19 protein-coding genes are annotated in these 18,771 nt (G+C 73.3%); 9 read left to right on the plus strand and 10 right to left on the minus strand.

Going from position 1 to position 18,771, the window contains the following annotated elements; all coding sequences use genetic code 11:
• Positions 1-175: 175 nt before the first annotated feature.
• The 4 genes from BDZ31_RS13915 to BDZ31_RS13930 form a co-directional block, all read right to left on the minus strand.
• On the minus strand, positions 176-1,162 hold the full coding sequence (locus BDZ31_RS13915) for an alpha-ketoacid dehydrogenase subunit beta (RefSeq protein ID WP_183342930.1): 987 nt from the start codon (positions 1,160-1,162) through the stop codon (positions 176-178).
• Positions 1,163-1,237: 75 nt separating this feature from the next.
• Positions 1,238-2,530: a dihydrolipoamide acetyltransferase family protein gene (locus BDZ31_RS13920; RefSeq protein WP_221243056.1), complete on the minus strand. Its 1,293-nt coding sequence runs from the start codon at positions 2,528-2,530 to the stop codon at positions 1,238-1,240.
• Positions 2,527-3,531 (minus strand): thiamine pyrophosphate-dependent dehydrogenase E1 component subunit alpha, encoded by a 1,005-nt coding sequence (locus BDZ31_RS13925; protein ID WP_183342932.1) that lies wholly within the window; start codon positions 3,529-3,531, stop codon positions 2,527-2,529. The genes BDZ31_RS13920 and BDZ31_RS13925 overlap by 4 nt, the downstream gene beginning before the upstream one ends.
• A gap of 2 nt (positions 3,532-3,533) precedes the next feature.
• Complete coding sequence (locus BDZ31_RS13930; RefSeq protein WP_221243057.1) at positions 3,534-4,784, minus strand: M24 family metallopeptidase; 1,251 nt, start codon at positions 4,782-4,784, stop codon at positions 3,534-3,536.
• A gap of 226 nt (positions 4,785-5,010) precedes the next feature.
• Here BDZ31_RS13930 and BDZ31_RS13935 point away from each other — a divergent pair, with 226 nt between their 5' ends.
• From BDZ31_RS13935 to BDZ31_RS13960, 6 genes are all read left to right on the plus strand, one after another.
• Positions 5,011-5,292 (plus strand): hypothetical protein, encoded by a 282-nt coding sequence (locus BDZ31_RS13935; RefSeq protein ID WP_183342935.1) that lies wholly within the window; start codon positions 5,011-5,013, stop codon positions 5,290-5,292.
• A gap of 73 nt (positions 5,293-5,365) precedes the next feature.
• Positions 5,366-5,959, plus strand: coding sequence for a dCTP deaminase (gene dcd, locus BDZ31_RS13940; protein ID WP_183342936.1), 594 nt, complete (start codon positions 5,366-5,368; stop codon positions 5,957-5,959).
• Between the two features lie 141 nt (positions 5,960-6,100).
• The gene (locus tag BDZ31_RS13945) at positions 6,101-6,328 is read left to right on the plus strand and encodes a hypothetical protein (RefSeq protein WP_183342937.1); all 228 of its coding nucleotides are present in this window, start codon (positions 6,101-6,103) and stop codon (positions 6,326-6,328) included.
• Positions 6,329-6,472: 144 nt separating this feature from the next.
• Positions 6,473-7,804, plus strand: coding sequence for a citrate synthase (locus BDZ31_RS13950; protein ID WP_183342938.1), 1,332 nt, complete (start codon positions 6,473-6,475; stop codon positions 7,802-7,804).
• A 179-nt stretch (positions 7,805-7,983) separates the two neighbouring features.
• Positions 7,984-8,493: a GNAT family N-acetyltransferase gene (locus BDZ31_RS13955; protein ID WP_183342939.1), complete on the plus strand. Its 510-nt coding sequence runs from the start codon at positions 7,984-7,986 to the stop codon at positions 8,491-8,493.
• A 52-nt stretch (positions 8,494-8,545) separates the two neighbouring features.
• Positions 8,546-8,908, plus strand: coding sequence for a hypothetical protein (locus BDZ31_RS13960; RefSeq protein ID WP_183342940.1), 363 nt, complete (start codon positions 8,546-8,548; stop codon positions 8,906-8,908).
• A 30-nt stretch (positions 8,909-8,938) separates the two neighbouring features.
• Here the strand turns inward: BDZ31_RS13960 and BDZ31_RS13965 are convergent, their stop codons facing one another.
• Complete coding sequence (locus BDZ31_RS13965) at positions 8,939-9,844, minus strand: PfkB family carbohydrate kinase (RefSeq protein WP_183342941.1); 906 nt, start codon at positions 9,842-9,844, stop codon at positions 8,939-8,941.
• Entirely contained in the window at positions 9,841-10,509 is a 669-nt protein-coding gene (locus BDZ31_RS13970) for a M48 family metallopeptidase (RefSeq protein ID WP_183342942.1), read from the minus strand. The genes BDZ31_RS13965 and BDZ31_RS13970 overlap by 4 nt, the downstream gene beginning before the upstream one ends.
• 116 nt (positions 10,510-10,625) lie before the next feature.
• On the opposite strand from BDZ31_RS13970, the gene BDZ31_RS13975 reads away from it, so the two are divergent.
• From BDZ31_RS13975 to BDZ31_RS13985, 3 genes are all read left to right on the plus strand, one after another.
• Positions 10,626-13,112, plus strand: a complete 2,487-nt coding sequence (locus BDZ31_RS13975; RefSeq protein WP_183342943.1) for a glycosyltransferase family protein — start codon at positions 10,626-10,628, stop codon at positions 13,110-13,112.
• Between the two features lie 13 nt (positions 13,113-13,125).
• Positions 13,126-13,437 (plus strand): hypothetical protein, encoded by a 312-nt coding sequence (locus BDZ31_RS13980; protein WP_183342944.1) that lies wholly within the window; start codon positions 13,126-13,128, stop codon positions 13,435-13,437.
• Positions 13,438-13,644: 207 nt separating this feature from the next.
• Positions 13,645-14,577 (plus strand): esterase/lipase family protein, encoded by a 933-nt coding sequence (locus tag BDZ31_RS13985; RefSeq protein WP_183342945.1) that lies wholly within the window; start codon positions 13,645-13,647, stop codon positions 14,575-14,577.
• A gap of 54 nt (positions 14,578-14,631) precedes the next feature.
• On the opposite strand, the gene metF is transcribed toward BDZ31_RS13985, so the two are convergent.
• The 4 genes from metF to BDZ31_RS26020 all read right to left on the minus strand — a co-directional run bounded on the left by metF (position 14,632) and on the right by BDZ31_RS26020 (position 18,728).
• On the minus strand, positions 14,632-15,558 hold the full coding sequence (gene metF, locus BDZ31_RS13990; protein WP_183342946.1) for a methylenetetrahydrofolate reductase [NAD(P)H]: 927 nt from the start codon (positions 15,556-15,558) through the stop codon (positions 14,632-14,634).
• Between the two features lie 12 nt (positions 15,559-15,570).
• Positions 15,571-16,359, minus strand: a complete 789-nt coding sequence (locus tag BDZ31_RS13995) for a GNAT family N-acetyltransferase (protein WP_183342947.1) — start codon at positions 16,357-16,359, stop codon at positions 15,571-15,573.
• Positions 16,356-17,354 (minus strand): MBL fold metallo-hydrolase, encoded by a 999-nt coding sequence (locus tag BDZ31_RS14000; RefSeq protein ID WP_183342948.1) that lies wholly within the window; start codon positions 17,352-17,354, stop codon positions 16,356-16,358. The genes BDZ31_RS13995 and BDZ31_RS14000 overlap by 4 nt, the downstream gene beginning before the upstream one ends.
• 72 nt (positions 17,355-17,426) lie before the next feature.
• Positions 17,427-18,728, minus strand: a complete 1,302-nt coding sequence (locus BDZ31_RS26020; RefSeq protein WP_183342949.1) for a helix-turn-helix domain-containing protein — start codon at positions 18,726-18,728, stop codon at positions 17,427-17,429.
• Positions 18,729-18,771 lie beyond the last annotated feature (43 nt).

Genomic DNA, 18,771 nt, shown 5'->3' on the forward strand with positions numbered 1-18,771 from the left:
CCGGCTCGGTCAGCGGGGAGTCGCGCAGCGGGCCGACCAGGTGCTCGGCGATCGCCGCGGTCGAGAGGATCCCGAAGCGGACGGGTGCGACGACGGCGCCTTCCCCGCCGGCCGCCGGCCGCTGCTGCTGCACGCCGTCGCTCACGGCCGGCCGCTGCTCCACCGCTCCCGCCTCCTACGCGCCGGCGGCGACGCCGAGCCGCTCGCGCACGCTCGCGACGATCGCCTCGGTGCCGGGCAGGAAGTCGTCCTCCAGCGGCGGGCTGTACGGCGTCGGCAGGTCGTCGGTCGCCAGCCGCCAGACGTCGTCCAGCTCCCCGAGCGCGTGCTCGGAGACCTGCGCGACCAGCTCGCCGGCCCAGCCGCCGGTCAGCGGCCCCTCCTCGACGACGAGCAGGCGGTTGGTCTTCGTCACCGAGGCGACGACCGCCGGCACGTCGAGCGGGCGCAGCGAGCGCAGGTCGACGACCTCGGCCTCCAGGCCCTTGGCGGCGAGCGTCTCGGCGGCGGCGAGCGCGTGGTGGACGCTCGTCGCGACCGCCGCGATCGTCAGGTCGCCGCCCGCGCGCACGACCTTCGCCTCGCCGATCGTCGTGACCTCCTCGGTCGGAGCGTCGCCCTTGAGCGAGTAGAGCCGCTTGTGCTCGAGGAAGAGGACCGGGTTGTCGTCGCGGATCGCCGCCTTCAGCAGCGCCTTCGCGTCGGCCGGCGTGCTCGGCGCGACGATCTTCAGCCCCGGCACGTTCTGGAACCAGGCGACCGGGGACTGGGAGTGGATCGCGCCGAAGCGGCCGCCGGCGCCGTAGGCGGACCGGACGACGATCGGCGCCGGCGCCTGCTCGTTGGAGAGGTACCAGTACTTCGCCGCCTGGTTGACCATGCCGTCCATCGCGAGCGGCAGGAAGTCGGCGAACATGATCTCGATCACGGGGCGCAGGCCGCAGACGGCCGCGCCGAACGCGGCGCCGGTGATCGCCAGCTCCGAGATCGGCGTGTCGAAGACGCGCGCCTCGCCGTGGGCGTCGTAGAGCCCGGGCGTGGCGGCGAAGACGCCGCCCGGCTTGGCGACGTCCTCGCCGAAGAAGACGACCCGCTCGTCGCGCGCCAGCTCCTCGTCGAGCGCGTCGCGGATCGCGCGGCGGAACTCCAGCTTGTCAGCCATCGATGGACCCCTTCATTCCGAGTGAAGTGCTCTGCGCGCCGGCGTGGCGGCGGCCGGCGGTGGTTGCGTACGGGCTCACAGCGCCAGCAGCTCCGGCGTCTCGAGCAGCTCGCGGATGCGCGCGAGCAGGGCGGCGCCGTCGGCGCCGTTGAGGATGCGGTGGTCGCAGGTGAGGCGCGCCACCATCGTCGGCGCCAGCACGAGCGCGCCGTCGCGGCCGACCGCCCGCTCCCTGATCGCGCCGACGGCGAGGATCGCCGCCTGCGGCGGGTTGAGCACGGCGGTGAAGGCGTCGACGCCGAACATGCCGAGGTTGGAGACGGTGAAGGTCGCGCCGCTCATCTCCTGCGGCGTCAGCCTCCCGGCGCGCCCGGCCGCGGCCAGCCGCCGCACGTCGGCGGCGATCTGCCCGAGCGAGCGGACGTCGGCGTCGAAGACGGTCGGCACGAGCAGCGCGTCGGGCGCCGCGACGGCGACGCCGACGTTGACCCGTCCGTACAGCTCCACGGCGTCGCCGGCGAAGGCGCCGTTGGCGCGCGGGTGCTCGCGCAGCGCCAGCGCCGCGGCCTTGATCGCGAAGTCGCCGAGCGACGGCGGCTTCCTCTCGCCGCCTGCGAGCAGCTGCTTGAACCGCTCGCGCAGCGCGATCGCCGCCGACATGTCGACCTCGGCGTCGAGCACGAACTCCGGCGCCTGCTTCGCCTCGGCCATCCGCTTGGCGATCGTCTGCTGCACGCGGCTGAGCGCGATCCGCTCGACCGCGCCCTTGGCGGCGTCGGCGGCCGGGCTCGCTTGCGCGGACGCGGCGGCCGGCGCGGGCGTGCCGTTCGCCGGGGCGGCCGGTGCGCTGCCGACGGGCGCGAGCGGCGCGCCGCTCGCGAGCACGGCCGGCTGCGCCGCCAGCACGTCGCGCTTGACGACCCGTCCGTTCGGCCCGCTGCCGACCAGCGCGGCGAGGTCGATCCCCAGCTCGCGCGCGATCCGCCGCGCCAGCGGCGAGGCCGAGACCCGTCTCCCGTTCTCGCGAACAGGCGCGGCCGGCGCGGGGGCCGGCGCGGCGGGCACGGGAGCCGGCGCGGGAGCGGGCGCCGCCGCCTCGACGGCCACGCCCTCCGGGGCGATGCGGGCGATGATCGCGCCGACCGCGGCGGTCTCGCCCTCCTGCACGGCGATGTGGAGGATGCCGTCGACCTCGGCCTCGTAGGGCATCGTCGCCTTGTCGGTCTCGACCTCGACGATCTCCTGGCCGCGCGTCACGGCCTCGCCGTCGGCGGCCAGCCACGTGACGATCGTGCCCTCCTCCATCGAGTCGGAGAGGCGCGGCAGCGGGACCTCGACGATCGCGGCCGCCTGCTCGGTCGCGCTCATGACGTCGTCGGGGCGAACTCGCGCGCCGCGTCGCGCACGGGGTCGGGGTATGGGGCGGCGAGCGACCGCTCGACGATCGCCTCGAACTGCGCCTCGACCTCGGCGTCGACTCCGTCGACGACGGCGCCGTCGACGCCGAACGCCGCGGCCAGCTTCTCGCGCGCGACCTTCAGCGGGTCGCGCTGCTTCCACTCCTCCAGCTCGCCCGGCTTGCGGTACCTGCCCGGATCGGAGCGCGAGTGGCCGACGAAGCGGTACGTCATCGACTGGATGAACTGCGGCCCCTCGCCGGCGCGGGCGCGCTCGACAGCGGCCTCCGCCGCCTCGCGCACGGCCCACACGTCCATCCCGTCGACCGTCTCGGTCGGGATCCCGAGCGTCTGCGGGCGGGCGGCGATCTCGCCGGCCGTCACGTCCTCGAACGGGGTGAACTCGCCGTAGCGGTTGTTCTCGCAGACGAACAGCACCGGCAGTCTCAGGACGGCGGCGAAGTTGAGGCACTCGTGGAAGTACCCGTGGTTGGTCGTGCCCTCGCCGAAGAAGGCGACCGCGACGCCGTCGCCCTGCTGTCTCAGCGCCAGCGCGGCGCCGGTCGCGGCCGAGATCGAGCCGCCGATGATCCCGAAGCAGCCGATCAGGCGGTTGCCGAGGTCGATCACGTTCATCGAGCCGGCGCGGCCGCCGCAGACGCCGGTCTCGCGGCCGAGCATCTCGTCGAGCAGCGCCTGCGGGTCGACGCCGAGCGCCAGCGCGTGGCCGTGGCCGCGGTAGGTGCCGGCGACCCGGTCGTGGGGCCGCAGCACGTCGGCGACGCCGACCGCGCCGGCCTCCTCGCCGACGTACAGGTGGGTCGTGCCGTGGACCTCGCCCTTCTGAAACAGCGACTGGACCGCCTCCTCGAAGCGGCGCACGACGAGCATCCGCCGGTAGAGCTCGACGCCGTGCTGGGCGGGGCCGCTCAGCTCGGTCACGGCGGCGCCGTCCTTGCGCGTGGCAGCCATGCTCACACCTCCACCCGGTCGCCGACGAGGTCGGCGCCGCGGACGTACTGCTTGCCGCAGACGAGCAGCTCCTCCGCCGGGAAGCGGGTGATGATCTGGGGACCGTCGGCGGTGACGACGATCTCCTCTTCGATCCGGGCCGCCCCGGTGCCGTCTCTGGTGGCGCAGTAGGTCTCCAGCGCGAAGACCATCCCCTCCTCGATCTCGATCGGATCCTCGAAGGAGTTGAGGCGCGAGATCATCGGCGCCTCGTAGAGGCCGACGCCGATGCCGTGGCCGAACTGGAGGCCGAAGCACGACTCCTCGCTCGGGAAGCCGAGCTCCTGCGCGGTCGGCCAGACCTCGGCGATCTTGTCGGTCGTGACGCCGGGGCGGACGAGCGCGATCGCGTCGTCGAGCCACTCGCGGCACTGCTTGTAGGCGTCGATCTGCTGCTGGTTGGTCGAGCCGACCGAGAACGTGCGGTAGTAGCACGTCCGGTAGCCCATGAACGAGTGGATGATGTCGAAGAAGGCCTGGTCGCCGGGGCGCAGCAGACGGTCGGAGAAGACGTGCGGGTGCGGGCTGCAGCGGTCGCCGGAGACGGCGTTGATCGCCTCGACCTGCTCGGAGCCGAGCTCGAACAGCATCCGCTGCGCGTCGGCGACGATCTCGTGCTCGCGCACGCCCGGTCTGAGCGTCTCGTAGATCCGCTGGTAGACGGCGTCGACGATGCCGGCCGCCTGGTCGAGCAGCGCGATCTCGTCGGCGGTCTTGATCTTGCGGGCGCTCTGCATCACCGGCGCGGCGTCGCCGGTCTCGATCCCGCGGCGGGCGAGCGAGGCGAGCGTCTCCATGTCGGTCAGGTCGATGCCGACCGGCTTGTCGAGCAGGCCGTGGTCGTCGAGCACGTCGTAGATGTGGCCGGCGAGCAGGTCCGGGACGCCGCTCTCGCGCGGCATCGCGCCGCGCATCGAGGTGACGCCGGCCTGCCAGCTGCTCTCCGGCAGCCACGGTGCGTACAGCTGGTGGTGCTTGGCAGCCGAGCCGAAGTCCCACAGGACCGGGTCGCCGTTGCGCGGCAGCAGGACGCAGCGGGCGCTCTTGTCGCGCGCCCACTCGCCGATGTGGGTCGAGGTGACGTAGCGGATGTTGTTCTGGTCGAACAGGAGGACCGCCCCCAGCTCGGAGGCCTCCAGCGCCGCCTTGGCGCGCGTCAGGCGATCCGAGCGCAGCCGCGCGAAGTCGACGCGCTGCTCCCAGTCGACCGCCATGGACGCTCCACGTGACGCGATGTTCATGCCCGAGACCTCTCCCTCGTTCGTACGGCCCATTGCGTGAAGCAAGAATAAACAGTATCGCTGAACACGTCAATCTCAACTGCCCAAACCGGCAGTGGTGGCACCGTTTCGTGCATCTTGACTACACGATCTGGCGGCGGTCAGCGGTCCGCAATGCGGCGTGACGCCGGGCACGGCAGGGGGTAGCATCGGAAGCTCCATGGGATGGGGCTTCGTGTGGCTGATGCTGGTCCTCAAGATCCCGATCGGGCTCTTGCTGTGGCTCGTCTGGTGGGCGATCCGCCAGGTGCCCGAGGGCGAGGACGGCGCCCAGGGCGGCGACGGCGGCTCGAAGGTGCGCCATGTCCGCGACCCGCGCCACCCTCGTCCGCCCTTCCCGCGCTGGCCGCGCCGGCGCGGACCGCACGGCGACCCGCTCCCCGACGCGCCGGCGCGCACGCGCACCGCCGTCGGCGGGCACGAGCGGCTGCGCGAGCACTGATCGGCGCGCGCCCGCGCGCCGCGCGCCGCCCCGCGGCAGCGCGCATCCGCCGGTGCTGGCACACTTCGCCGGCATGACGCCGACCGCGACCTCGGTCCTCTCCGACGGGACGATCACCCGCCTCGTCGAGGAGGGCCGCATCAAGATCGACCCCTGGGACCCCGCGCTCGTCCAGCCGGCGAGCGTCGACCTTCGCCTCGGCGACACCTTCCGGGTGTTCCACAACCACCGCGTGACGTCGATCGACCTCAGACGGCCGCCGGAGAACCTGACCGAGGAGGTCCGGATCGCCGAGGGCGACTCGTTCGTCATCCACCCCGGCGAGTTCGCCCTCGGCCGCACGCTCGAATGGGTCGAGCTGCCGCCCGACATCGTCGCGCGGATCGAGGGCAAGTCCTCGCTCGGCCGCCTCGGACTGATCGTCCACGCGACCGCCGGCTTCTGCGACCCGGGCTGGAACGGCACGCTGACGCTGGAGCTGAACAACCTCACGCGCGTGCCGATCAAGCTCTACCCCGGCGTGCTGATAGCCCAGCTGTCGTTCATGACGCTCGACAAGCCGGCGGTGCGCCCGTACGGCAGCGCCGATCTCGGCAGCCACTACCAGGGCCAGCGGGAGGCGACCGAGAGCCGCTACGGCTCCCCGCCGCCGACGCGCGCCGCGTAGCGCGTCATACGGATAGACGTGCGCGCGCGGAGCGACCGCGCGCGCACCTCTCGCCCCCTCCGCCGGCGCGCCGGTCCCGTCCCGCGGCCGCCCGCCGCACAACTCTCCCCCGCGGCCGGCGCGATCGGTTAGGCTCGCGCCATGCTCGCCTTTCTGGTCTTCGCGGCCGAGGGTGCCGCCGATCACGGCTCTCAGACGCCCTTCTACGTCGCCGGCGCGGTGCTCGCCGCGTGGGCCGTCCTCGTCGGCGGCATCGGCGTGCTGCGGCCGGCCTTCGCCGACGGCGAGGGCGTCGCGCGCACGGTGCTGGCCGGCACCGCGGTGCTCGTCGGCGTCACGATCGCGATGGCGATCGTCACCGCCAACTGAGCGGCGCGCCGCCGCGTTTCGCGCTCGCGCGCCCGCTCGGGCGCGTGCGTTTCCCAACCAGCGTTCACGTGCCGGGAAAGGGCCGAGCGGCCCGATCCGGTAAAACGAGTGCGAAACGAGACAAAAGCTTTTCCAGGGAGAGCCATGAGCACGGACACCACGGGGCAGGGCGCCACTGGCGGCGTAGCCCAGGCCAGCAACACGCTCTCGATCACGGACAACCGTACGGGTCGTCAGTACGAGATCCCGATCGAGGACGAGACGATCCGCAGCATCGACCTCCGCCAGATCAAGGTCAACGACGACGACTTCGGCCTGATGACCTACGACCCGGCGTTCATGAACACCGCGTCGTGTCGTTCGGCGATCACCTACATCGACGGCGACAGAGGCATCCTCGAGTACCGCGGGTACCCGATCGAGCAGCTCGCCGAGCAGTCGAGCTACCTCGAGGTCGCCTACCTGCTGGTCCACGGCGAGCTGCCGACGCAGGCCCAGCTCGACACGTGGACCCACGAGGTCACGATCCACACGTTCGTGCACGAGAACGTGAAGGAGTTCATGCAGGGCTTCCGCTACGACGCGCACCCGATGGGGATGCTGCTGGCGTCGGTGGGCGCGCTGTCGACCTTCTATCCCGAGGCGACGCAGATCAAGGACGCGGAGATCCGCTACGCCCAGATCGTGCGGCTGATCGCGAAGATGCCGACGCTGGCCGCCTTCGCCTATCGCCACAACCGCGGGATGCCGTACGTCTATCCCGACAACGACCTCAGCTACGCGGGCAACTTCCTCAGCATGGTCTACAAGATCGCCGAGCTGAAGTACCAGCCCGACCCGCGGCTGGAGAAGGCGCTCGACGTCCTCTTCATCCTCCACGCCGACCACGAGCAGAACTGCTCGACCAGCGCCGTGCGCTCGGTCGGCTCCTCGCAGGTCGACCCGTACTCGGCGATCGCGGCCGGCGTCGGCGCGCTCTACGGCCCGCTCCACGGCGGCGCCAACGAGGCGGTCCTGCGGATGCTGCGGCGAATCAGAACCGTCGACAGGATCCCCGAGTTCGTCGAGGGCGTGAAGGCCGGCAACGAGCGGCTGATGGGCTTCGGCCACCGCGTCTACAAGAACTACGACCCGCGCGCGAGAATCATCAAGAGAGCGACGATGGACGTGTTCGAGGTGACGGGCACCAACCCGTACCTCGACGTCGCGCTCGAGCTGGAGAAGATCGCGCTCGAGGACGAGTACTTCGTCTCGCGCAAGCTGTACCCGAACGTCGACTTCTACTCCGGCCTCATCTACGAGGCGCTCGGCATGCCGGTCGAGATGTTCCCGGTCCTGTTCGCGATCGGCCGCACCTCCGGCTGGATAGCGCAGTGGCTGGAGATGATCGACGACAAGGAGCAGAAGATCGCGCGTCCGCGTCAGATCTACACGGGCGGTCGCCAGCGCGACTACGTCCCGATGGCGCAGCGCTGAGCGGCTCCGCCTCCTGACGAACGCCTCACGAGCGCCGGCCCTTGGGCCGGCGCTTCGCGTTCCGGGGGCCCGGCGCGGCTGGCCGGCGCGGCGCACGGGCACGCGGCCGCGCGCCGTGAGCCGAACGTGTGATCGCCACCACAGACGAAAGGCGGGACGGTTCGTACGCTGACGAAGCGATGTCCCCCGAGCTGTACGACGGCCTCTCGATCGAGATCCGCCCGATACGTCCCGACGACAAGGAGCGCCTCGCCGCCGGCCACGCGCTGATGTCGGCCGAGACCCAGCGGCTGCGCTACCTGATGCCGAAGCCGCGGCTGAGCGCGGCCGAGCTCCGCTACCTGACCGAGGTCGACGGCGAGGACCACGTCGCGCTCGTCGCGGTCGCCGACGCCTACCCCGACGCGACGCTCGGCGTCGGCCGCTTCATACGGCTCAGAGACCGGCCCGACACGGCCGAGTTCGCGATCGTCGTCGCCGACGCCTTCCAGGGGATCGGCCTCGGCTCCGCGATCGCCGAGGCGCTCGCCGACGCGGCCGTCGAGCGCGGCATCCGCCACTTCTCCGCGACCGTCCTGCACGAGAACACCGCCGTGCGGGCGGTGCTGAGACGGATCTCCCGCCGTCTCGCCGAGGCGACCTGGTCCGACGGCGCCGGCGAGCTGCTGTACGAGCTGAACGCGGCGTAGCGGCCCGCTTCGCCGGTGCGCCCGCGGGCGCCTCCCGGATAGGCTCGCGCAGATGGCAGACCGCTACCGCCTGACCGTGCGGACCGGGCCGCGCGTCGAGCGGGCCCGCTTCGACTCGCTCGACGCCGCCCTCGACGAGCTCGAGCAGCGGGTCGCGCACCTGTCGCTGAGGCCGCGACGCGAGACGATCGACGTCAAGACGCGCAGGTTCTCCCCCGCCGAGCAGGTCGTCGCGCGCGCCGAGCTGAGCGGACCGGAGCGGTTCCTCCCGCGCGTCCGCGCCGGCGTCGACGTGCGCGGCGACGGCTCGACCGAGGCGTGGACCGGCCGCGCCAGCCGCAAGGTCGTCGAGCGGCGCGACGACGAGACCGCCACGACCGCGCTGCGGCGGGCGCTGGCCGACGGCCGGGGGTGAGCGGCGGGGCGGGGGCTCTCGCGCGGCGCGCTACAGCTCCGCGCCGGTGAGCTGGCGGCCGTAGGGGCCGCGGCCGGTCGCGCACCAGGCGCCGCAGCGGGCGGCGAGCGCGAGCGCGTCGGGGAGCGGGAGGCCGGCGCCGAGGCCGTAGGTCAGCCCGGCCGCGAACGAGTCGCCGCAGCCGTAGGCGTCGACGAGCGGGCCGGGCGGCGTCGCCGGTTCCCATCGCCCGACGCTGCCGTCGGCTCCCTCCCACCGCCCGCCGCGCGCGCCGTCGGTCAGCACCAGCCAGCGCGGGCGTTCCGGCAGCGCCTCGGCGCCGGCCAGCTCCTTGCGGTCGCTCGCGCTGGCGACGACGACGTCGGGCCTCACGCCGGCGGCGATCAGGCCCTTGGGCGCGCGGCCGGTCGCGACCAGCACCCGCGCGCGCCGCGCGGCGGCGGCCGCGGCGGCGTCGCCGCCGGTCCAGTAGACGGCGTCGGCCGCCGCCAGCTCTTCCCACGGCAGCGGCTCCTCGCCGCGCGGGACGAGCCGCTCGCCGAGCACGGTGATCGTGCGCTCGGCGGAGGCGTCGACGTGCGTGAAGGCGCGCCGCTGGCCACGACCGGGCCGCGGGACGGCGTGCAGCGCGACGCCGAGCGCCCCGCGCAGCTCGGCCGCCGCCCGCGCGCCGAGCGCGTCGTCGCCGACGACGCTGTAGAAGTCGGCGTGCCCGGCGAGCCGGCGCAGCTGCACGGCCGCGACGGCGCCGCCGCCGGCGGCCGCCTCGAGGTGGTCGGTCGCCGTCACGATCTCGCCCGCGCGCGGCAGATGATCGACGACGGCGAGGTCGAGCCACTCGACATGGCCGACGACGGCGAACCGGCCCCGCTCGCGTGCGGCGGCCGCACCCGCGGAGCGCGTGCCCGGCGCGCCCTCCCGGCCGCCTTCGCTCACAGCACCAGCGTCCCGCCGTTGCGGCGCAGCCAGTCGGCGTGGGCGCGGTAGTCGGGCCAGCGGCTGGCGAGCAGCGCCCAGAAGCGCGGCGAGTGGTCCATCACCTCGAGGTGGCAGACCTCGTGCCAGACGACGTAGTCGACGACCGGCTCGGGCGCCAGCAGCAGCCGCCAGTTGAAGCTCATCGCGCCCCTGCTGGAGCAGCTCGCCCAGCGCGTTCTCTGCCCGCGGATCGTCAGCTTCGTGTACGCGGTGCCGGCCTGCGCCGTCGCGCGGTCGAGGCGCGGCGCGATCTCCTCGTGGGCGCGGCGGCGGTACCAGCGCTCGAGCGCGTCGCGGTGGTCGCCGGCGGGGACCAGCAGCGTGTCGCCGCGCCGGTGGACGCGCGCACGGCCGGGCTCGGCGGCGAGCCGCAGCGGGCGGCCGAGGTACGGCACGGTCGCGCCGCGCGCGGCGACGGCGGCGCGCGCCTGCTCGAGCTCCGCGATCCGCCGCTCGATCCAGGGCCGCAGCTGCCTGATCGCGGCCGCCGCCTCGCGCTCGGGCGCGCGGCGCGGCAGCACGACCTCCACCCCCTCGGCGGCGTCGACCCGCACGCGCACGCGCCGGGCCCGGTCGGAGCGCCGGATCGTGTACGCGATGTCGAGGTGCTCGTCACGACGCATCGCAAGAGGGTACGCCGGCCACCGGCCGGTCCGGTCACGCGGCTCCCGGACGAACGCGCATCGCGACGCGACTTTATTTCTGACAGCTTCTTCTTGAATTCTGGTAGTTAAGCGCAATGGCTTCTCGCGCACGTCCGGGGGAACGTGCGGCGGCCGACGTGCGCGCACGTCCGCTCAGTCGCTCGGTCGCACCCCGCCTTCAACGCACCGTCGACACGCTCGCCGAGCATCAGACCGCGACGGCCGCGGCCTGCTTCTCGCTGCTCGTCCTCGTCTATCTCTGGCCGGCCCTCGTCGGCGGCGGCGTCCTCACGCCCGCGGCGCTCCTCTACGCGTTCGCCCCTTGGGCCGCCGCGGCGCCACCCGACCTGCACCAATACGACAACCTCCTGCTGAGCGACGTGCCGATGTCGTACCTGCCATGGGACGGCCTCGCTCGCGAGCTCCTGCACGCCGGAACGTTCCCGGCCTGGAACCCGCACGCCTTCGCCGGAACCCCGTTGTGGGCGAACGCGTCGGTCGCATGGCTCAGCCCCTTCAGCCTCCCGCTGTGGATCCTCACCCTGAACTACGGGCTCGGCGTCGCGGCGGCGGCCAAGCTGTGGCTCGCCGGCTTCGGCACGTATCTGCTCGCACGCGAGCTGCGACTCGGATTCTGGGCGGGGATGCTCGCGGGGGTCGCGTTCGCGCTCTGCTCGTTCAACGTCGTCTGGCTCAGTCACGGCGCCCACGTCTCGGCGGCGGCGATGCTCCCATGGCTGCTGTGGCTGACGGAGCGGATCGTCCGCCGCGGCCGGCCGGCGGACGGACCGCTCCTCGGTGCGGTCGTCGCGGTCACCCAACTCAGCGGCCACCCCGGCACGCAGCTCCACGTGCTGGCGTTCACCTTCCTCTACGCGGCCGTCCGGCTGATCGCGGAGCGCGAGTTCGCACGTCGCGACAGGCTCGTCCGGATCGCGACGGTCGGCGCGGCCCTCGGCGCCGGCACGCTCGCGGCCGCCGTGGTGCTGCTGCCTGCCCAGCTCGCCGCGAGCGGCACCGCCGGCGAAGTCGCGCGGCGCGGCGGCGCGAGCGGCATGCCCGGCTCGACGCTGTCGGCCGACGCACTGCGGGCGATCCTGCTGCCGGATTGGTGGGGACGCCCGAGCGAGGGCGTCATAGCCGGGCCGGGCAACTACAACGAGCGGGCGCTCTACGCCGGCGCCATCGCCGCGATCCTCGGGATGGCGGCGCTGATCTCCCCCGACGGGTGGCGCCGAAAAGCGCCGTTCGTCGCCCTGGGCGCCGTCGGGCTCGCGGTCGCGTTCGACGTCGCACCGGTTCGCGATGCGGTCAACGCGCTGCCGCTCTTCGACCACGTGCAGAACCAGCGCCTGCTGCTGTGGTTCCTGCTCGGCGTCGCGATCCTCGCCGCGTTCGGCCTCGATCGTCTCCTGAAGGGAAAGCACCGCGTGCAAGCGTGGAGCGTGCTCTGCCTCTCCGCCCTCGCGGTGGTCGCGACGATCGGCGACGCGGATCTCGCAGGCGGCGATCTCGGACGAGCCTTGCGCCGGATGACCGACCGCTTCGCCGCCGACACGACAGGCTCGCTCGCGCTGGCGAGCGTGCTTCGCTGGGGGCTGCTGGCCGCAGCCCTGACTGCCATCTGGCTGGCGTTCCAGCGCCGACGCAGGCCGATGCTCGTCGGCGCGGCGATCGTCGCGCTCGCGGCGGTCGACATGGTCACGTTCGCGTCCGGCTACCAGCCGATCGGCCCGGAGGAGAAGGTGATCCCGCCCCGCACGCCGGCGATCGCATACCTTCAGAGATACGCTGACGAGAGCCGGATAGTGGGCACCGAGTACACGCTCGCGAGCGACTGGTCGACCCACTACGGCCTGCGGGACGTCCGCGGCTACGACGCGCCGCAACCGAGCCTGCGCTTCTTCCGTCTGTGGAGCGTGCTCAACACCGCCCAGGAGGGCTGGGCACCGTTCGACCTCGCCGGCATCAGCCCGGAGTCGACCCGAGTGCTCGGGATGCTCGGCGCCGGACATGTCGTCACCCGGCCGGGAACCGCGCTCCACGAGGAGAGAGGCTCACTGCTGCGCAAGGTCTACGACGGCAACGACGCGACCGTCTATCGCAACGAGCTCGTCGCGCCGCGTGCCCTCGTCGCGAGGAGGGTCGTGCTTGCGGCCGACGAGGACGAGGAGTTCGCCGCCGTCCTCGACCCAGCCTTCGACCCGCGCACGACGATCGTGGTCGGTGCCGACGACGTCGGCGGAGATCGCTCCGCGACCGAGCTCGCCAGCAGCGGCACCGCGCGGGTCGTCGACGAGGGCAACGCGCACGTCACGCTGCAGACCGAGACCGATTCGCGCGCGCTGGTCTTGATCGACGACGCGTGGGCGCCGGGATGGAAGGTGACGATCGACGGGGTGGCGGCGAGAGCGGTCCGTGCCGATTTCGTTCTCCGCGCCGTCGTCGTTCCGCCCGGCAGACATGAGGTCAGATGGAGCTATGTCGTCCCCGGACTCCGGACCGGCCTGCTCGTCAGCGCGGCGGGCGTCGCCGTGCTGCTTGCGTGGGGGGCAGTCGCATGGAGGCGTCGGCAGCGGTGATAATACGCCCGGGATGGAGCGTTGGCGTGTTCACCTGCCGCCGGACCTGGAGCCGCCGTTCGAGGTCTACGTGAACGGCGTGCTGCAGCGCGCGGGCGACGACTACGAGGTCGCCGATCGGCTGCTGCTGTTCGAGCGGCCGCTGGCGCAGGAGGGCAGACTCGGGTTCTGGCGCTGGTTCTGGGGCGCCTGGGGCATAGGGACCTACCGCGCCCACCACACGGTCGACATCCGCTACGAGCGCGACGGCCGCACGCTCGTCGCGCACGCGCTGAGAGTCGAGCCGCCGCCGCGCGACGGCGGCGTCGACGACGCCGGGGGCTGAGCGGCCGGGATTGAGCGGCGGGGCTGAGCGCCCGCGTCGCTCTCCCCCTGCAAGGCCGAGCGCTGACGTCCAGTGGACCGATGGCCGAGGCGTCGGCGCCCTTGGTGTCCGAATTCGGTCATGACACTTGATTCCTGCTGAACGGTCGTGTTCTGCTGGACCCCGGGTACCGGGGAGCCCGCTGCTCACTCAACAGGAAGGAAGGGGATGTCCAACTCGTCACGCGCGACGGCGGTCCGTCGCGCGCGCATCGCCGTGCTCGCGGCGCTGGTCGCGCTCGTCGCGGCGCTCACGGCCCAGTCGGCCCGCGCCGACCTGCCGGTCGTCTACAACTTCCCGACCGCGCTCGCGGCCGGGACCTTCGCGCCGAACGCCGATCCGGCCGGCTCCAACGACTGGTCGTGCAGACCGAGCGCCGCGCATCCGCGCCCGGTGGTGCTCGTCCACGGCACGGTCGAGAACAAGCGCATCAACTGGGGCGCGCTGTCGCCGCTGCTGAAGAACAACGGCTGGTGCGTCTTCGCGCTCAACTACGGGGAGCATCTCCCGGGGCCGTTCAAGGGCCTCAGCAGCATCCCCGACTCGGCGATCGAGCTGGCCGGGTTCGTCGACAGAGTGCTGAGCGCGACCGGCGCGAGAGAGGTTGACATCGTCGGCCACTCGCAGGGCGGGATGATGCCCCGCTGGTACCTCAAGTTCGACCCGACCGCGCCGGCGCGCGTCCACACGCTCGTCGGGCTCGCGCCCTCCAACCACGGCACGACGCTGCTCGGCCTCTCGACGCTCGGGAGATTCATCCCCGGCGTCTCGGGCATCCTCTCCGCGGGCGCGCCCGCGCTCGAGGACCAGCGCGCCGGCTCGTGGATGAACAGAACGCTCGACGCCGGCGGCGACACGATAGCCGGCGTCGACTACACCGTGATCGCGTCGATCTACGACGAGGTCGTGACGCCGTACACCAACGCCTTCCTCAGAGGCGCGACCAACATCACGCTCCAGAGCGGCTGCATCGTCAACTTCACCGAGCACCTCGGCATCGCGTACGACCGCCGGGCGCTGCGGATGACGTTGAACGCGCTCGACCCGGCCAACGCCAGAACGCCGCCGTGCGTTCCGACGCTGGCGGGCGTCGGCGGCTGACCGCTTCGCACGCTGCCGGCCAGCCGTCGCGCGACCAGGCGCGGCGGCCGGCCGTCAGCCGGCCGCGACCTTCAGGGCCGGCTCGGCGCCGGCGCCCTTCTCCCACGGCCGCTGCAGCCGCAGCGCCGACAGGATCGCGCGTGTCGCCGGCGAGCGGTTGATCGTGTAGAAGTGGATCCCGGGCGCGCCGTTGGCCAGCAGCTCGGCGCACTGGAGCGTCGCGTAGGCGACGCCCAGCTCGGCGACCGCCTCCTCGTCGTCGGCGCGCGCCTCCAGCGCCTCCAGCAGCGCCGGCGGGATCGTCGAGCCGCCGAGCGCGGTCATCCGCTTGACGCCCGCGGCGGAGATGATCGGCATGATCCCGGGGACGATCGGCACGTCGATTCCGACCGCCCGCGCATCCTCGACGAAGCGGTAGTAGTGGGCGTTGTCGAAGAACAGCTGCGTGATCAGCACGCGCGCGCCGGCGTCGACCTTCTCCTTCAGGTGGCGCAGGTCGCTCTCGCGGTCGGTCGCCTCGGTGTGGACCTCCGGATAGCAGGCGCCGACGAGGCACATCTCCGGGTAGCCCTCGGCGACGAGCCGCGTGAGGTCGCTCGCGTAGGCGAGGCCGTCCTCGGTCGGTCTGAAGGTCGTCTCGCCCTTCGGCGGGTCGCCGCGCAGCGCCAGCACGTTCTGGATCCCGGCCGCGCGCATCTGCTTCAGCGCGGTGTGCAGGTCGTCGCGGGTGGCGCCGACGCAGGTGAAGTGCGCCATCGCCTCGAGGTCGTGGTTGTCGCGGATTCTCGAGACGATCTCGATCGTCTTCGTGCGCGTCGAGCCGCCCGCGCCCCAGGTGACCGAGACGAACGCCGGCTCCAGCGGCCGCAGCGCCTCGAGCGCCGCGAACAGTCTCGCCTCCCCTTCCTCGCTCTTGGGCGGGAAGAACTCGAAGGAGAAGACCGGCTCCCCGCCGGCGGCGATGATCTCGTCGATGCGCATGGGAGAAGCAGTCTAGGACAGCTCGGGCGGCGGATCCCCGCAGAGCCACATCCCGAGCCGCCCCAGCGGCGCGTAGCCAAGTCCCTCGTAGAGGCGCTGCCCCTCGTAGCTCGACTCCAGCGTCGAGGTCCGCATCCCGCGCTCGCGCGCGTCGAGCAGCGCGGCGTGCAGGAGCCGCCCGGCGAGCCGGCGCCGCTGCGCGACGGGGTCGGTCGCGACCCACTGGACCATGCAGTTGTCGCCGTCGTCGAAGGTCACGAGGCAGGCGGCCGGACGGCCGTCGAGCTCGGCGACGTAGCGGTGGAAGCCGGGCTCGCGCAGGCCGGTGAAGGCGGTGCCGAAGGTGCCGGGCAGCTCGCCGTTGGCGCGCTCGTTGAGCGTCGTGATCTCGACCGGATGGGGATCGCGGTCGAGCCGGAACGGCGGGCCGTCGCCGGGCGCGCGCAGCGCGTCGAGCTCGAGCGCCATCGCCATCGGCTCGTACTCGAGCAGGTGGCCGGCGGCCTTCAGCAGCCGCGGCCCCTCCTCGTCGCCGGGCCGCGTCCACACCATCCAGTGCGTGACGCCGGCGTCGCGGTAGACGGCCGCCAGCTCGCCGAGCGCCTCCTCCAGCGCCGCCAGCTCGTCGTAGATGACGCAGTTGAGGATCGACTGGGTCGGCGCCCCGGGGGCGACGAACGCCGACAGGCCGTCGAGCTCGACCGCCGCGCCGCCGGGCGCCGCGGGCGCCTCCTTGCGGTAGAAGGCGCGCATCGTCTGGAAGAGGGTGTCGAGCGCCGCGCCGCCGACGGGGGCGGTCATACCGCGACCCAACGCTCGGGATCGCCGGGCTCGCGCCGGGCCGCCCCGATCGCCTCCAGGTGGCGCAGGTAGCAGAGCGTCTCCGACAGCAGCCACGCCGCGGCGTGGAGCGAGTCCTCCCCGTGGATGTAGGGGACGACCTCGTAGGCCGTCAGCGGCGCGCCCTCGATCGCGACCGCCGCGGCGGCGACGCGCTGGGCGACCAGCTCGCGGTTGGCCTCGATGTGCGCCTCGACGTCGGTGAAGGGCCGGGCGTGGCCGGCGAGGCAGAGGCGGGGCAGCGGGTCGAGCGCCTCGATCGCGTCGAGCGAGCGCAGGAACTCGCCGACCGGGTCGGGCGTCCAGCCGTAGTCGAAGTAGAGCGAGATGCGGCCGAGCAGGTGGTCGCCGGAGATCAGGATGCGGCGCTCGGGCTGAAAGAGGCAGACGTGCGAGGGGGCGTGACCCGGGGTCTCGATCACGCGCCAGAAGCCGAGGTCGGTCTCTATCTCGATCCCCGGCAGCAGCGCCAGGTCGGGAGCGACCACGCGTGCGATGCCCGGCTTCTGCTCCTTCGCGATCTCGGCGTAGCGGCGCAGCACCAGCTCCGGCACGCCGCTGGTGCGGCCGATCTCCAGCCGCCGCTGGAAGGCCTGCTCGGGATCCTCGAACGAGCGCGTCGCGTGCTCGTAGCTGGGATGCATCCACAGCTCGCAGCCGGTGCGGTCGACGATCGTCGCCGCCTGCCCGTAGTGGTCGATGTGGGCGTGGGTGCAGACGAGCAGCCGCACGTCCTCGATCGCCAGGCCGACCATCGACATCGCCCGCTCGAGCTGCTCGATCGAGCCCTCCTCGTGCATGCCGCAGTCGACCAGCACGATCCCGTCGCCGGCTCTGATCGCCCAGGCGTTGCAATGCGGCACGCCGGGCCATGGCAGGGGCAGGCGCAGGCGCCACAGCCCCGCCAGCACGCGCTCGCCGCGACCCAGCTCCCGCTTGCGCACCGGTTCGGACATGCTCGGCCCACCATATAGGCGAGCGGGGCGGTCGCGTGGCGCGAGGCATGCGCGCGCCGACGCGCCACCCGCTCAGCCGGGCGGCGACGGCAGCGCCGCGACGCCGTCGGCGCGCCGACGCTCCAGATGCCGGCGCAGCCGCAGCGCCGTCTCCAGCTCGGCGCGCCGCGACGCGACCGGGCTGCCGGTCGCCTGCTCGACCGCGCGCAGGCGGTTGACGACCGTCTGCTCGTGGACGCCGAGGGCGCGGGCGGTCGCCGCGGCGTTGTGGCCCGTCGCGAACCACGCGGCGAGCGTCTCGCGCAGCACGACGGCCCGGCCGCCGGGCCGGCCGTCGTCGAGCGCGCCCAGCTCGGCGGCGACGAAGCGGCGGGCGGCGGCCTCGTCGGCGCTCGCCAGCAGCTCGAGCGCGACGTCGGCGTAGCGCGTCACCGGCTCGTCGCGGCGGACCGCGGCGCGGTGCGCGTCGCGCGCCTCGCGGTGGGAGCCGCGGAAGCCCTCGCGGCCCGGCTGCTCGCCGCCGAGCGCGACGCGGGTGCCGGGCGGCGGCCGCCACGCGGCGAGCCGCTCGCGTGCGAGCGCGCGGTCGAGCGGTCGCGGCCCGCTCAGCCACGCCCACCACGTCCCCTCCGCCTGCTCGACCAGCAGCGGCGCGCGGTCGAGCTCGCGCGCGAGCGCCGTGACGGCTGCCGCGGCGTCGTCGCCCCACGCGACGAGCGCGAGGTGGTGGTGGCCGTCGAGCTCGTGGCCGAGGCCGCCGGCGTCGGCCTGCGGGTCGGCGAGCAGCGCCTGCACGATCTCGGCCCGCCGCTGCCGCTCGCCGCGGCGGGCGTTCTCGCGCTCGTCGCGGTAGGCGACGATCATCAGCTTCGAGAGGCAGCCGGCGTAGGAGCTGAAGAAGCGCGAGCCGGCCCGCAGCAGCGCCAGCCGCTGGTCGCGCGCGGGGTCGAGCCGCTCGACCTCCTCCATCCAGGCGTCGAGCAGCAGCGCCGAGCCGGTCCGATAGGTCGTGATCAGCGGGCCCAGCGGCGCGGCGACGCTGACGGCCAGCCGCGCCAGCTCGCGATCCCACGGCGGGCAGGTCTGCGGCAGCGGGTCGCCGGCCCGCAGCGTCTCCAGCTGGTCGCGCAGGCTGCCGCGTGCGATCGCCTCCTCCGGCTCGCGCAGGTCGGGCCGCTCGACCGTCCACTCGGGCAGCTCGCGCGCGAGCGCGGCGAGCTGGCGCGCCGTCAGCTCCTCGAGCCGGCCGGCGAGCGCGAGCGCCGCCGCGCGCCCGCCGGGCAGGGCGTGGACGCGCGCGGCGGCGTCGGGGTGGACGGGGCCGGGCGCATGCGCGGGATCGTGCTCGTCGAACTGGAACATCGGGGCTTCCACGAAGCACGCTAGCGCCGATGCATGGATTCCACGATGGCGCGTC

The sequence above is a fragment of the Conexibacter arvalis genome, from assembly GCF_014199525.1.
Lineage (GTDB): Bacteria > Actinomycetota > Thermoleophilia > Solirubrobacterales > Solirubrobacteraceae > Conexibacter > Conexibacter arvalis.

What these genes read in the sequence shown, in the direction of transcription:
- BDZ31_RS13915 (WP_183342930.1), bottom strand. Translation starts at nt 1,162, where the DNA reads ATGGCTGACAAGCTGGAGTTCCGCCGCGCGATCCGCGACGCGCTCGAC.
- BDZ31_RS13920 (WP_221243056.1), bottom strand. Translation starts at nt 2,530, where the DNA reads ATGAGCGCGACCGAGCAGGCGGCCGCGATCGTCGAGGTCCCGCTGCCG.
- BDZ31_RS13925 (WP_183342932.1), bottom strand. Translation starts at nt 3,531, where the DNA reads ATGGCTGCCACGCGCAAGGACGGCGCCGCCGTGACCGAGCTGAGCGGC.
- BDZ31_RS13930 (WP_221243057.1), bottom strand. Translation starts at nt 4,784, where the DNA reads ATGGCGGTCGACTGGGAGCAGCGCGTCGACTTCGCGCGGCTGCGCTCG.
- BDZ31_RS13935 (WP_183342935.1), top strand. Translation starts at nt 5,011, where the DNA reads ATGGGATGGGGCTTCGTGTGGCTGATGCTGGTCCTCAAGATCCCGATC.
- dcd (WP_183342936.1), top strand. Translation starts at nt 5,366, where the DNA reads ATGACGCCGACCGCGACCTCGGTCCTCTCCGACGGGACGATCACCCGC.
- BDZ31_RS13945 (WP_183342937.1), top strand. Translation starts at nt 6,101, where the DNA reads ATGCTCGCCTTTCTGGTCTTCGCGGCCGAGGGTGCCGCCGATCACGGC.
- BDZ31_RS13950 (WP_183342938.1), top strand. Translation starts at nt 6,473, where the DNA reads ATGAGCACGGACACCACGGGGCAGGGCGCCACTGGCGGCGTAGCCCAG.
- BDZ31_RS13955 (WP_183342939.1), top strand. Translation starts at nt 7,984, where the DNA reads ATGTCCCCCGAGCTGTACGACGGCCTCTCGATCGAGATCCGCCCGATA.
- BDZ31_RS13960 (WP_183342940.1), top strand. Translation starts at nt 8,546, where the DNA reads ATGGCAGACCGCTACCGCCTGACCGTGCGGACCGGGCCGCGCGTCGAG.
- BDZ31_RS13970 (WP_183342942.1), bottom strand. Translation starts at nt 10,509, where the DNA reads ATGCGTCGTGACGAGCACCTCGACATCGCGTACACGATCCGGCGCTCC.
- BDZ31_RS13975 (WP_183342943.1), top strand. Translation starts at nt 10,626, where the DNA reads ATGGCTTCTCGCGCACGTCCGGGGGAACGTGCGGCGGCCGACGTGCGC.
- BDZ31_RS13980 (WP_183342944.1), top strand. Translation starts at nt 13,126, where the DNA reads ATGGAGCGTTGGCGTGTTCACCTGCCGCCGGACCTGGAGCCGCCGTTC.
- BDZ31_RS13985 (WP_183342945.1), top strand. Translation starts at nt 13,645, where the DNA reads ATGTCCAACTCGTCACGCGCGACGGCGGTCCGTCGCGCGCGCATCGCC.
- metF (WP_183342946.1), bottom strand. Translation starts at nt 15,558, where the DNA reads ATGCGCATCGACGAGATCATCGCCGCCGGCGGGGAGCCGGTCTTCTCC.
- BDZ31_RS13995 (WP_183342947.1), bottom strand. Translation starts at nt 16,359, where the DNA reads ATGACCGCCCCCGTCGGCGGCGCGGCGCTCGACACCCTCTTCCAGACG.
- BDZ31_RS14000 (WP_183342948.1), bottom strand. Translation starts at nt 17,354, where the DNA reads ATGTCCGAACCGGTGCGCAAGCGGGAGCTGGGTCGCGGCGAGCGCGTG.